Origin of the sequence: Phycicoccus sp. CSK15P-2, assembly GCF_016888005.1 — a bacterium.
GTDB lineage: Bacteria > Actinomycetota > Actinomycetes > Actinomycetales > Dermatophilaceae > Phycicoccus.
Genome location: NZ_JAFDVE010000021.1, coordinates 34,340 through 47,196 on the forward strand (window position 1 = coordinate 34,340; position 12,857 = coordinate 47,196).

Annotated in this window: 11 protein-coding genes and 1 tRNA gene; 7 read left to right on the forward strand and 5 right to left on the reverse strand. The window is 72.5% G+C overall.

The genetic code is table 11. The features are described from left to right. On the reverse strand, positions 1–834 hold the full coding sequence (locus tag JQN72_RS12540; protein WP_204134078.1) for a sulfurtransferase: 834 nt from the start codon (positions 832–834) through the stop codon (positions 1–3). Between the two features lie 53 nt (positions 835–887). On the opposite strand from JQN72_RS12540, the gene JQN72_RS12545 reads away from it, so the two are divergent. The 7 genes from JQN72_RS12545 to JQN72_RS12575 all read left to right on the forward strand — a co-directional run bounded on the left by JQN72_RS12545 (position 888) and on the right by JQN72_RS12575 (position 8,540). Then, on the forward strand, positions 888–1,619 hold the full coding sequence (locus tag JQN72_RS12545) for an alpha/beta fold hydrolase (RefSeq protein ID WP_204134079.1): 732 nt from the start codon (positions 888–890) through the stop codon (positions 1,617–1,619). A 60-nt stretch (positions 1,620–1,679) separates the two neighbouring features. Further along, on the forward strand, positions 1,680–2,897 hold the full coding sequence (gene dusB / locus JQN72_RS12550) for a tRNA dihydrouridine synthase DusB (protein WP_204134080.1): 1,218 nt from the start codon (positions 1,680–1,682) through the stop codon (positions 2,895–2,897). A 1,051-nt stretch (positions 2,898–3,948) separates the two neighbouring features. Further along, complete coding sequence (locus JQN72_RS12555) at positions 3,949–4,614, forward strand: YdeI family protein (RefSeq protein WP_204134081.1); 666 nt, start codon at positions 3,949–3,951, stop codon at positions 4,612–4,614. A 10-nt stretch (positions 4,615–4,624) separates the two neighbouring features. After that, the gene (locus JQN72_RS12560; RefSeq protein ID WP_204134082.1) at positions 4,625–5,866 is read left to right on the forward strand and encodes a deoxyguanosinetriphosphate triphosphohydrolase; all 1,242 of its coding nucleotides are present in this window, start codon (positions 4,625–4,627) and stop codon (positions 5,864–5,866) included. A 46-nt stretch (positions 5,867–5,912) separates the two neighbouring features. Then, the gene (gene dnaG, locus JQN72_RS12565; RefSeq protein ID WP_204134083.1) at positions 5,913–7,853 is read left to right on the forward strand and encodes a DNA primase; all 1,941 of its coding nucleotides are present in this window, start codon (positions 5,913–5,915) and stop codon (positions 7,851–7,853) included. Next, a complete protein-coding gene (locus JQN72_RS12570; RefSeq protein ID WP_204134084.1) occupies positions 7,850–8,380 on the forward strand; it encodes a hypothetical protein in 531 nt (176 codons plus the stop codon). Before dnaG ends, JQN72_RS12570 begins: the two co-directional genes overlap by 4 nt. Positions 8,381–8,467: 87 nt before the next feature. Further along, a tRNA-Asn gene (locus tag JQN72_RS12575) sits at positions 8,468–8,540 on the forward strand. 104 nt (positions 8,541–8,644) lie between these two features. Here JQN72_RS12575 and JQN72_RS12580 read toward each other — a convergent pair. From JQN72_RS12580 to JQN72_RS12595, 4 genes are all read right to left on the reverse strand, one after another. Then, positions 8,645–10,180 carry a family 16 glycosylhydrolase gene (locus JQN72_RS12580; RefSeq protein ID WP_204134085.1) on the reverse strand — a complete coding sequence of 512 codons (1,536 nt, stop codon included), beginning with the start codon at positions 10,178–10,180 and terminating at the stop codon, positions 8,645–8,647. 111 nt (positions 10,181–10,291) lie between these two features. Continuing rightward, entirely contained in the window at positions 10,292–11,239 is a 948-nt protein-coding gene (locus JQN72_RS12585) for an amino acid ABC transporter permease (protein ID WP_204134086.1), read from the reverse strand. Then, on the reverse strand, positions 11,236–11,901 hold the full coding sequence (locus JQN72_RS12590) for an amino acid ABC transporter permease (protein WP_204134087.1): 666 nt from the start codon (positions 11,899–11,901) through the stop codon (positions 11,236–11,238). Before JQN72_RS12590 ends, JQN72_RS12585 begins: the two co-directional genes overlap by 4 nt. Before the next feature lie 92 nt (positions 11,902–11,993). Then, positions 11,994–12,833: a glutamate ABC transporter substrate-binding protein gene (locus JQN72_RS12595; RefSeq protein WP_204134088.1), complete on the reverse strand. Its 840-nt coding sequence runs from the start codon at positions 12,831–12,833 to the stop codon at positions 11,994–11,996. Positions 12,834–12,857: the final 24 nt, after the last annotated feature.

The following is a 12,857-nucleotide window of genomic DNA, read 5'->3' on the forward strand; positions in this document are numbered from 1 at the left end:
TCAGCCCTCCCCGTCGCCGGTGGCGACCGGACGCCGGGGGTCCTCGATCCACTCGCTCCAGGAGCCCACGTACGGGACGGCCTCGACGCGGACGAGGTGCAGCGCGAGGGCCATCTGGGCCGCGGTGACGCCCGAGCCGCAGGACACCCCCACCGGCGTGTCGCGGTGCACCCCGGCCGTGGCCGCCCGGGCCCGTATCTCGTCCGGCGGGAGGAAGGTGCCGTCCTCGGCGAGCAGCTCGGTCATCGGCAGGTTCACCGAGCCCGGGATGTGCCCGGCGACGTGGTCGAGCGGCTCGACCTCGCCCCGGTAGCGCTCGGCTGCGCGGACGTCGAGCAGGACACCCGAGCGCGCCATGGCGGCGGCGCCGTCGGCGTCGAGCACCGGGACCGAGCCGGGTCGGACGCGGATGTCCCCGGGCTCCGGCGACGGCACCTCCGTCGTCACCGGGTGGCCGCCACGCACCCACGCGTCGAGACCGCCGTCGAGCACGCGCACCTGCGGATGCCCCGCCCAGCGCAGGACCCACCAGGCCCGCGCCGCGGACAACGACGTGCGCTGGTCGTACACGACGACGTCGTCGTCCGCCGAGACTCCGCTGCGGCGCAGGGCATCCTCGAGTGTGGCCGGGTCCGGGAGCGGGTGGCGTCCGGCCCGGCCGGGCGGGCCCGCGAGGGCGGTGTCGAGGTCGAGGAAGGGCGCGCCCGGGACGTGGCCGGCGGCGTAGAGCTCGCGTCCGGGGGTGCCGGTGAGGGCGAACTGCACGTCGAGGACGCGCACCTCGCCCCGGCCGGAGGCAGTGGCCAGCTCGTCGGCGGAGATGAGTGCGCGCACCCGGTCATCCAACCACCGGTCCCCCCGGACGTCCGGTGCGCGAGGATGGCGAGGTGCGCCGCGTCCGTCTCGTCCTCGTCCACGGGTCGCAGGTCAACCGTGCCGTCTGGACGCGGTACCCGGCCCTCCTCGGCCCGGACGTCGACGTCGTGACACCCGACCTGCCCGCCCACGGTGACCGGCGGGCCGAGACCTTCTCGTGGGACGCCGCGCTCGCCACCCTCGACGCGGCCGTCGGGCCGGACGACGGCACCCCGGTCGTCCTCGCGGGGCACAGCCTCGGGGGCTACGTCGTGCTCGCCTGGGCCGCCCGGAACCCGCACCGTCTGGCGGGCCTCGCGCTCATCGGGGCGTCCGGTGTGCCGGCCGGCCCGGGGGCGTCGGCTTACCGCACCCTGGCACGGGTGCAGCAGCGGCTCGGGGTCGACCGGATGTCGCGCGGGATGGACCGCGAGTTCGAGGCCCTGCTGCCGCCGGCCCTCGCGGCCGCGATCAAGGACCTCGGCTACGGGTTCGACGGCATCCCGGCGGCCTGGTCCTCGGTGATGCGCGAGTGCCGTCCCGAGATGCTCGCCGAGGTCACGGCACCGGTGCTCCTGCTCAACGGCCAGCTCGACCAGCTGCGCGTCGACGTCCGCCGGTTCCGCCGGGCGGCCCGGTCGGCGCCGTGGGTGCGGGTCGTCACCGTCCCCCGGGGCCTGCACGTCTTCCCGCTGACCCACCCGGCCGAGACCGCCGCGGCGCTGTGGGAGCTGATCGCCTGGGCCGGTCGCCGCGCCGGATGAGCACGACGCAGGGGCGGCGATTCGGGGATCCGGGGCGCCCGCGCGACAATGGGCGGCGCCATGTCGCTCACAACCGCCACCCCGGTGCACACCCCGGTCCTGCCTCCGCTGCGGGTCGGGCGGCACGTCGTGGAGTCGCCGGTCGTGCTGGCACCGATGGCCGGCATCACGAACCGCGCCTTCCGCCGGCTGTGCCGCGAGTACGGCGCCGCGGGTCTCGAGGGCGGTGGGGCGTCCGGGGCGACGAGCCTCTACGTCGCGGAGATGGTGACGTCGCGGGCGCTCGTCGAGCGGACCCCCGAGACGATGCGGCTCATCTCGCACGATCCGGGAGAGTCGCCGCGCTCGGTGCAGCTGTACTCCGTCGATCCCGTGACCGCCGGGCTCGCAGCGCGGATGCTCGTCACCGAGGACCGCGCCGACCACATCGACCTCAACTTCGGCTGCCCCGTGCCCAAGGTCACCCGTAAGGGCGGGGGAGCGGCCCTGCCGTGGAAGACCGACCTCTTCCGCGGCGTCGTGCGCGCGGTCGTCCGGGAGGCGTCCGTTCACGACGTCCCGGTCACGGTGAAGATGCGGGTCGGGATCGACGACGACCACGTGACATACCTCGACGCCGGGCGGATCGCGGAGGCCGAGGGCGCCGCCGCGGTCGCGCTGCACGGCCGCACCGCGGCCCAGGCGTACTCCGGGCAGGCCGACTGGGACGCCATCGCGCGGCTCAAGGAGGCCGTGACCAGCATCCCGGTCCTCGGCAACGGTGACATCTGGTCGGCGGAGGACGCCCTGGAGATGGTCCGGCGCACCGGCTGCGACGGCGTCGTCGTGGGGCGCGGATGCCTCGGCCGGCCGTGGCTGTTCACCGACCTCGCGGCCGCGTTCGCGGGGTCGGACGCGCGCGTACGGCCCGGGCTGCGCGAGGTCACCTCCGTGCTGCGCCGACACGCCGAGTACCTCGTGGACTTCTACGACGGCGACGAGCAGCGCGGCTGCCGTGACATCCGCAAGCACATCGCCTGGTACCTCAAGGGTTTCCCGGCGGGGTCGACGGTGCGCAACCAGCTGGCCCTCGTCGACTCGCTCGAGGCGCTCGACCGGCTCATCGCCGGGATGGACCTCGACGCGCCGTGGCCGGGCGACCCGGCCGAGGGCCCGCGTGGCCGGGCGGGCTCTCCTCGGGTCGTCGCACTGCCCGAGAACTGGCTGCGTGGCCGCGATCTCGACGAGGCGCAGCGGGCACAGGTCGCCCAGGCCGAGCTGTCCGTCTCCGGCGGCTGACCCGGCCGACCGGCCGTGCCCGCCACCGGGTGCCCCGTCGACCGGCGCCCGGAGAAACCGGGGCCGTGACGCCGGTTTCTCCGGGTCGGGGTCATGCGGCTCCGGCGACGACGTGCCTCAGCGCGCACCGAGGGCCACACGCCCGGCCGCGACCACGCCAGCCGCGGCTGCGCAGCGTCTCATGGACGTCGACGGCCAGACCGCACGGGTCCTGGTCGACATCCACCCACCCGGCCCGCATCGTGAGCCTCCCTGCACGCGCCGCCGCTCGGTCGCGTCGCCGGTCATGCGCGACGAACTCGCCCTCGTGGCCGAGCCGTCCGTCGAGCTCGAGCACGACGCCCCACTCCTCGTACTCGGCGTCCTGGCGCAGCCGGTTCCCCTCTGAGCCGGCCGGGACCTGGAGCCGGGCGTTCGGCAGGCCGTGACGGCGCTCGACGTCGCTGGACCCACCGGGCCGCGATGTCCACCGCCTCGTGCCAGGACGTCCCCGGGACGTCGGCGAGGTCGAGCACCGTGTCGGCGGCGCCGGTCACCGGCAGGCCCCTCCGACGCGACGGCCGGAGGGTGCTCCGCTCCCGGTAGCGCGTCCCCGGAAGGCGCGTCACGGAGCGCCCCCCTCGCCACCCAGACCACGATCACCGGTGGCGGGTCCGGGCGTGTCCCGTGCAGATGTGCCGCGGCGTCGAGGGCGAGAGCGCAGCCCGGCCCGCCCGCGCAGCGCCGCCGCGTGCGCCCGCCCGAGCCGGTCCAGCGGCGGGTCTGTGCGACGTACAGGCATCGACCGAGTCGCGTCCACCGTTCGCTGGAGACGCGCCACTGTACGGCGTTCTCGGTGAGCCCGCGCGCGAGCGCCTGCTGCGTCGTGCACACGCCGTGCTGTGCCCTGACCAGCGCATCGAGATCCATCACCGGAGCATGCCCGAAGGCGGCGCCGCCGTCGGTGCGTCGTCCACAGGCCCCGTCGGCCCGGCCGACAGCGCCCGGAGAAACCGGCGTCACCACCCGGGTTTCCGGCGGCGCTGTCGGTGCGGTACGGGATGCTGCGACAGTGAGCGACATCGGGACGCCGGGCGGTACCGCCGAGCAGCCGGCGCTGTTCTTCGCCGACGGGGCCGAGTTCGGGCGCTGGCTCGCGGCGCACCACGACACGGCCGGCGAGCTGTGGATGGGCATCTACAACAAGGCCTCCGGCAAGGGCGGCATCACGTGGCCCGAGGCCGTCCGCGAGGCCCTGTGCTGGGGTTGGATCGACAGCCACGTCGAGCGGGTCGACGACTCCGCCCGCCGTCAGCGCTGGACCCCGCGGCGGAAGGGCAGCACGTGGAGCGCGGTCAACGTCAAGGCCGTCGAGGAGCTCACCGCCGAGGGCCGGATGCAGCCGAGCGGCCTGGCGGCCTTCGCGGGCCGCCGGGAGGACCGCACCGGCGTCTACTCCTTCGAGCGCCCGGACGAAGGTCTGACACCCGAGCACGAGGCCGCCCTGCGCGCCGATGCCGCAGCCGCGGCCTTCTGGGACGCCGCCACTGCGGGCTACCGCAAGATCGTCGCGCACTGGGTCGCGGGGGCGAAGCAGCAGACCACCCGCGACCGCCGCCTCGCCCAGCTCGTGGAGGACTCCGCCGCCGGTCGGCTCGTGAAGTTCCAGCGCTACGGCGACGAGCCGGCCTGGCTGGCCCGAGCCGCCGCTGCGGCTGCCGCAGCACGGGGGTCGTAGGCTCGCCCGCGTGACGTACGCCGCCCGCGACCGGGAGCGCTGGGTCGCGGAGGACCCGGCACAGAAGCGCTCCGACCGCGACGACTTCGCCCGTGACCGCGCCCGGCTGCTGCACTCCGCCGCTCTCCGGAGGCTCTCCGCGAAGACCCAGGTCGTGGCTCCCGCGTCGGACGACTTCGTGCGTAACCGCCTCACCCACTCCCTGGAGGTCGCACAGATCGGCCGCGAGCTCGGGGCCGCCCTCGGCTGCAGCGCGGATCTCGTCGACACCGCGTGCCTCGCCCACGACCTCGGCCATCCGCCGTTCGGGCACAACGGAGAGGCGGCGCTGGATGCCCTCGCCGGTGACATCGGCGGGTTCGAGGGCAACGCCCAGACCTTGCGCCTGCTCACCCGGCTCGAGGCGAAGCGCACGCACGCCGACGGGCGTCCCGCCGGGCTCAACCTCACCCGGGCCAGCCTCGACGCAGCCACGAAGTACCCGTGGCGGCGCGGACACGGCCCGGTGCCGACGACGAAGTTCGGCGTCTACGAGGACGACCTCGCCGTGTTCGACTGGATGCGCGACGGTGCTCCGGAGGGCCGTCGGGCGTTCGAGGCCGAGGTCATGGACTGGGCGGACGACGTCGCGTACTCGGTCCATGACGTGGAGGACGCCGTCGCGTCCGGGTGGCTCGACCCGCGCCGGCTGCGCGACCGCGCGGACGTCGAGGCGGTCCTCGACGTCGCCGCACGGGTGTACGAGCCGGACGTCGGGGCGGACGCCCTCGGGTCGGCTCTCGAGCGGGTGCTCGCCTCCGGCGCCGTCCCGGCCGGACACGACGGGTCGCGCGGCGCCCTCGCGGCGCTCAAGGACATGACCTCGCGCCTCATCGGCCGTTTCGCCGTCGCCGTCGAGAGCGCCACCCGTGAGGCCCACGGAGACAGCGCGCTGGTCCGCCACGAGGCGTCGCTCGTCGTGCCCGACGGCGCACGCGCCGAGACCGTCGTGCTCAAGGCGGTCGCGGCGCACTTCGTCATGCTCTCCGCCGAGCGCGTCGCGGTCTACGAGGAGCAGCGGGACGTCGTCGCCGGTCTCGTCGACGCGTACGAGACCGACCCGACCCGTCTGGACCCCTGGCTGCGGGCGGACCTCGACGACGCCACCGACGACGCAGCCGTCCGCCGGGTGCTCGTCGACCAGGTGGCCTCGCTCACCGACGTCCGGGCGCTCGGGCTGCACCGGCGCTGGTGCCGGCGGCCGACGGCCTGACACCGCGACGACCTAGACTCGCGCTGTCACAGCGAGGGAGGCCGCAGTGCCGGGTCGGATCAGGGCCGAGGACATCACCTCGGTCAAGGAACGCTCGTCCATCGAGGACGTCGTCCGCGACCACGTGACGCTGCGCCCCGCCGGCGTGGGCTCGCTCAAGGGTCTCTGCCCGTTCCACGACGAGAAGACCCCGAGCTTCACCATCCGCCCGGCCGTCGGCACGTACCACTGCTTCGGCTGCGGCGAGGGGGGCGACGTCCTCGACTTCGTGCAGAAGGTCGAGCACCTCTCCTTCACCGAGGCCGTCGAGCGGCTCGCGGCCAAGGTCGGCATGGAGCTGCGCTACGAGGAGGGCGGCGGTCCGCGCGACGGCGCCTCGCTCGGGCGGCGCTCCCGCCTGCTCGAGGCACACCGGGTGGCCGAGGAGTACTACACGGGGATGCTCCTCGACCGCGGGCGCGCGGATGCCCGGACGGGTCGGGACTTCCTGCGCGAGCGGGGCTTCGACTCCGCGGCCGCCGAGCGGTTCGGCGTCGGGTTCGCCCCTGCCGACGGCGACGCGTTGACCCGACACCTGCTCCAGCGGGGCTTCTCGGAGGACGAGGTGACGACCGGGGGCCTGAGCGGGCGGGGAAGCCGCGGGCTGTACGACCGCTTCCGCGGCCGCCTCGTCTGGCCGATCCGCGACACCACCGGTGACACGGTGGGATTCGGGGCGCGGCGCCTGTTCGACGAGGACCGCATCCAGGCCAAGTACCTCAACACCTCCGAGACGCCGATCTACAAGAAGGCCCAGGTGCTCTACGGCCTCGACCTCGCGAAGAAGGCGATCTCCACGGACCGTCGGGCCGTCGTCGTCGAGGGCTACACCGACGTCATGGCGGCCCACCTGTCGGGGGTCGAGGGCGCGGTGGCCACGTGCGGCACGGCGTTCGGTGTCGACCACATCAAGGTGCTCCGCCGGATCATGCGTGACGAGGCCGACCTCGCACCCGCGAAGGTCGTGTTCACGTTCGACGGCGACGCCGCGGGACAGAAGGCCGCGATGAAGGCCTTCGGGGAAGACCAGCGCTGGGCGGCGCAGTCCTTCGTGGCGGTCGCGCCGGACGGCATGGACCCCTGCGAGCTGCGACTCGCCAAGGGGGACGCCGAGGTCGCGGCGCTCGTCGACGGCGCGGTGCCCATGTTCGAGTTCGCGGTGCGCACCACCATCCACCGCTTCGACCTCGACACCGCCGAGGGCCGGGTGCAGGCGATGAAGGCCGTCGCGCCGATCGTCGGCTCCATCCGCGACACGAGCCTGCGCCCGGAGTACACCCGTACGGTGTCCGGCTGGCTCGGCGTGGAGGTCGAGCAGATGGCGGACGCCGTGCGCCGTGCCGGGCGCCTCCCGAACCCCCAGGACGCCCCGGACCGGCGGGCTCCGGCCGGGACCGACGAGGTCCCCGAGCCGGCCGCGGGGGAGGGGGCGGCGCTGCCCGCACCCGACCTGCGCGACCCGGTCGTGTCGGCCGAGCGGCAGCTGCTGCAGGCGCTCGTGCAGTACCCGCAGCAGTTCCCGGACACGGTGGTCGACACCCTCGAGGCGGACGCCCTCAGCGCCCCGGCGCACCGCGCGGTGCTCGACGGCATCCGCATCGCGGCGGCGGGGGGGCACCGTACGGGGTCGTCGGCGGCCTGGGTCGCCGCGGTGGGCGAGGCCTCGCCGGTCTCGGTCAAGCGCCTGGTCGCCGAGCTCTCGGTCGCCCCACTGCCGGTGCGCTACGACACCTCCACGGGCCTGCCGCCACAGCGCTACGTCGACAGCCTCGTCGTCGGGGTCCGGGACGCCCACCTCGGGCGCCGGATCGCGGACGCCATGGCCACGCTGCGTCAGGCCCAGAACGACCCCGGGGCCACCCCTGACGCTCTGCGCGAGAGGACTACGGCGCTGCACGCCCTCGAGCTCGAGCGGGTCCGTCTGCGACAGGGGGTGGGGACGGCGTGAGGCTGCGATGGTCCGGTCTGCGGCGTGCCCCGGTCCCGGAGGCCGTCGCCGCGGCGGTCGCGCCGTCCGACGGCGAGCGGCTGCTCGCCTGGGCGACGACGACGGCCGGGGAGACCGTGGTCGCCGGACGTCGGTACCTGTACGTCGTCGCGCCGGACACCGAGGGTGCGCACCAGGTGCGGGTCTCGCGCCCCTGGCATCTCGTCGACGCCGGCACGTGGTCCGAGGAGGGTGTCCTGCGGGTCACCTGGGTCGACGGCGAGCCGCTGCTGCGGGTCGCGGTCGACGAGCCGGGGATGTTCCCCGAGACCTTCCGCGAGCGCGTGCAGGCGTCCGTCGTCCTCGCCGAGACCCTCGACCTCGGGCCGCGCCGGACCGCGAAGGTGGTGGTCCGGCGCGACCTCACCACCGGCCGTCTGCTCTCGCAGGCCGTTCTCGGGTCGGGGGTCCGGCCGGCCGATCCCGGGGTGGCCGAGGAGGTGCGTGCCGGGCTCGCGCGGGTGCGAGAACAGGTGGGTCTGGACTGACGGGCTCCCGCACCGGATCCGATTTCGTCGGGCGTGGGCGGTGTTGCTATCGTGGCTCCGCTGCTGCGGCGATCCCGTGGTGGCCTTTCCCCTGTAGCTCAACTGGCAGAGCATTCGGCTGTTAACCGGAGGGTTGTTGGTTCGAGTCCAACCGGGGGAGCCGGACAGACGAAGGGCCCGGACCGACATGGTCCGGGCCCTTCGTGCGTCCGGGCGTCTCGGCTCGGGTGCTGGCAGCGCACCGTCACCGTCCCGACACCGGTCCTACGGTGCCCCGGGGCGCCCTTCCGCGCGTCCGTGGTTGTGCCAGTGGATGATCCCGCGACGGTAGTTGTTGCTCCCGAACACGCGGCGTACGTCGGGGTTCACCCCGAGGTACCACGCGGTCGCGAACTCGGCCGAGCCCTGACGCCCCTCACTCGCGCCCCACACGGCGAAGTGCTCCACCGCGTAGCCGACGCTGTGCGCGGCGATGTCGGGGTACCGGTTGCGGTAGAAGGTGGTGTCGAAGACCAGCGAGGAGCGGCGTCCCTCGTGGCGCCCGTAGGTGACGAAGTGCTGGATCGCTGCGAGGTAGTTGGTCGCGCCGAAGGCTGCCGCGACATCCGGCTGGGTGTTCATGTAGTGGATCGGGTCGAACGTCGCCGAGCCCATGAGACCCCCCGAGATGCCGTAGTTGCGCCAGTGCCACTCAGCATGCTCGTAGATGTTGCCGCCCTGGCTGGCCACCTTGCCCTGGGCCCACTCTAGGACGGAGGGATACCGGTCGAGGTAGAACTGGCTGTCGAAGATGATCCGCATCAGCCGCGGGTCGCTCGGGTTGGAGCTGGGGTGGTAGGTGTAGTTCTGGCCGCCCAGCTGACCGCGCCAGCACTCGTTGTCGCACTGGGGAGCCGGTGGCCGCTGCTTCCACACCTTCACCCAGTTGACCTCGAAGGACTTGGCGGGGTTGGCCGCGTCCTGCTGGTCGATGTTGGTGAGGATCGCGTTGAGCGGCGTGTCCACGGCGTACTCCGGCCCGAAGCTGGCCGAGAGGGTGCCGTCCGTGTAGAAGCGGATGTACTGGCCAGGCGCCCACTCCGCGTGGAAGGTGTGGAACTGGTCGTCCTGCAGGGGCGTGGCCACACCTTGCGGCAGACAGTGCTTGATCCCGGCCACCTGCGGCTTGTACGCCGAGTAGTACGAGTGGTTCAGGCCGTAGTACGCGCTGGCGTTGGTCTGTACGGTGGGGCTGCCCTTGCACCCGTTCGGCAGCGACTTGGCACCGGTGTTCTCGATGACGTCGATCTCGTTGATCGGCTGGCCACTCTTCGGGTCCGTGTTGAGCCAGAACGAGCTCAGGTGCCCCTTCGAGCGGTGGACCTTGACCCGCGCGGCGAAGATGTGGGGTGCGCCCGAGAACATCCGGGTCGACGTGATGCGGCACTCCCACCGGTCGCCTCCGCCGTTGGGGAACGGCTTCAGGGTCATCACCCCGGCCGAGGTGTCGATGGGCGCGCACCGGTCGATAGACCCGGGCGGTGCCACGCCCACGTTCCTCCAGACGATGTCGTTCCCGACCTGGTAGGCGCTGTGGCCGTCCGCGTCGGTCGTGACCGCGTGCGGCAGGTTGAACCCGTCCTCGAAGACCTTCTCCCAGGTGGGGTCGTTGTCGCCGGGCAGGCTGGTGGCGGCCGCCTGGACCGCCGCTGGTGTCTGCGTTCTCTGCTGGGATGGCGCCTGCGTCGGTGGCTGGGCCGAGGCCGGTGCGACGGTGCCGGCCAGACAGACGGCAGCGAGCAGTGGTACGAGCTTTCTCATGTGAAACCCCCCCGGGTTACGTGGTTGAAAATGACCAAGCGAGGAGAGCGTACAGAAGATCTGCGGGCGAGGGAACACCCCTCCTCGGCGGCGGACCGCCGCCGAGGAGGGCTACTGCCCGGCGTTGGTGGCGTCGATGTTCTGCACGTTGCCGCCGCCGAGGCCGGAGCTGGCCATCGCGCCGGTCCCGCCGGGCGCTCCGGGCATCGCGTTCGTCGTGGGGCCGCCGGCGGAGCGACGCTTGCGCTTCATCCGCTGCTCGACGTACCCGGCGACCTTGGTCAGCGAGTAGTTGATGGCGATGAAGATCGCCGCCACGACGATGTAGGCAGGCACGGTGTTGCCGTAGGCCGAGCCCAGAGTCCGGCCACCTTGGGTCAGCAGCTCGGGGTAGAGCACGACCGTCCCGAGTGCGGTGTCCTTGAGCACGACGACGAGCTGGCCGATGAGTGCCGGCAACATGGCCCGCAGCGCCTGGGGCAGCTGGATCGACCGCAGCGTCTGTGAGGGTGTGAGCCCCACGGACAGGCCGGCCTCGGACTGTCCCTTCGGGAGCGAGTGCACGCCGGAGCGGACGAGCTCGGCGATGACCGAGCCGTTGTACAGGGTGAGCCCCAGCACCACGGCGGCCAGGGGGGCGTACTCGCTGGACAGCCAGCCCGCTCGGGCGAAGTACCCGTAGAAGAAGAAGACCATCATCAGCAGCACCGGTACCGACCGGAAGAACTCGACGACGATACTGCTGACCCACCGGACGGCACGGTGCTCCGAGAGCCGGCCCATGCCGAAGGCCAAGCCGTAGAGCCCGGCCAGCACCATCGAGATCACGGCCGCCTTCAGCGTCTCCCACAGGCCCGGGAGGATGTAGGCCGTCCAGACGGCGGGGTCGGTGACGTACGGGGTCCACAGGTAGCTCTCGAGCTGCGTGGCCTGGTCCATACGGCGGTAGACGACCCAGAGCACCACCAGGAAGAGGAGGACACCCACCCCGGTGAGGACGTTGTGCCGCAGCCGGGCCCGGGGCCCGGGGGCGTCGAACAGGACGTTCTCGGCGCTCATCGCTTCACCGCCAGTCGTCGCGAGAGGGTGGTGACGGCGATCCCGATCGGCAGCGTCAGGATGACGAAGCCGAGGGCGAAGACGAAGAACAGGGGCAGGCTGGCACCCTCGTTCTCGGTGATCTTCGCCAGCAGGCCGGCCGACTCCGCGGTGCCGAGAATGACGGCCGCGACCGTGGTGTTCTTGATGAGCGCGATGAGGGTCGAGCCGAGCGGGGCGATGGCACCGCGGAAGGCCTGCGGGAGGAGCACCTCGCGCATCGACTGCCCGAACGTGAGCCCGATCGAGCGGGCCGCCTCGGCCTGCCCCTCGGGGATGGTGTTGACACCGCTGCGCAGCGCCTCGCAGACGAACGCCGCATGGTAGATGCTCAGCATGATGACGGCCCACCAGTAGGCGTTGCGGGTCGCCTGTTCCGAGATCTGCAGGCCGAGGATGAAGGTCAGCCCGAGGATGCTCGAGACCATGAGCAGCGTCAGCGGGGTGTTCCGGATGAGGTTGACGTACAGCGACCCGATGAGCCGGAGCACACCCACGGGCGAGACCCGGAACACGGCGACGAACGTGCCGAGGACCAGGGCTCCGACGGCGGAGAGCACCGACAGCTGGATGGTCACCCAGAAGGCACCGACGATGTCGTAGTCAGCGAAGAAGTCGCCCATTCACCTCACCTTTCGGCCGACGGACGTGAGGAGCCGTGCACCGGGACGCCGCCCGTCCCGGACGGACGGACGGCGTCACCGATGACGACGGGTCAGGAGCAGGCGTCGGGGGTCGGGGGGTTGCCCGCACCCGGGGTGTAGCCCGCCTTGCCGAGGTTGTCGTCGACGGCTGCCTGCCAGGCGCCGTCCTCGACCATCTTGGTGATGGCGTCGGTGACCTGCTGGCAGAGCTCGGTGTCGCCCTTCTTCAGGCCGACGCCGTAGCGCTCCTCGGAGAAGGTGCTGCCGACGACCTTGAGCTTGCCCTCGTACTGGGGCTGGGCGGCGTAGCCGGCGAGGATGGTGTCGTCGGTCGTCAGGGCGTCGATGGCGCCGGAGACGAGCGCCGCGACGCACTCGGAGTACGTGCCGAACTCCTGGAGGTTGACCCCGGGCACCTCGTCCTGGACCTTCTGCGCCGACGTCGAGCCGGTGACCGAGCACAGCTTCTTGCCGTCGAGGGTGTCCGGGCCGGTGATCGAGGAGTCGTCGGCGCGCACGAGGAGGTCCTGGCCGGCGATGAAGTACGGGCCCGCGAAGGACACCTGTTCCTTGCGCTCGTCGGTGATGGAGTAGGTGGCGAAGATCAGCTTCACCTGGTCGGTCGAGATGAGGTTCTCGCGCTGCGCGCTCGGGGCCTGGACCCACTCGATGGCGTCCGCCTCGTAGCCGAGCTCCTTCGCGACGTACGTGGCGATGTCGACGTCCATGCCGGTGTAGTCGTTGCCCTGCTTGAGGCCGAGACCGGGCTGGTCGAACTTGATGCCGATCTTGATCGACTCGCTCCCGCCGTCGCCCGAGCCGCTGTCGCCGCCGTCGTCCGAGCCGCAGGCGCTCGCCGTCAGCGCGAGCACCGCCGCCGCCGCGACGAGTCCGATCCGAGTGCTTCTCATGTGTCGTGCTCCTCCTGTGTTCGC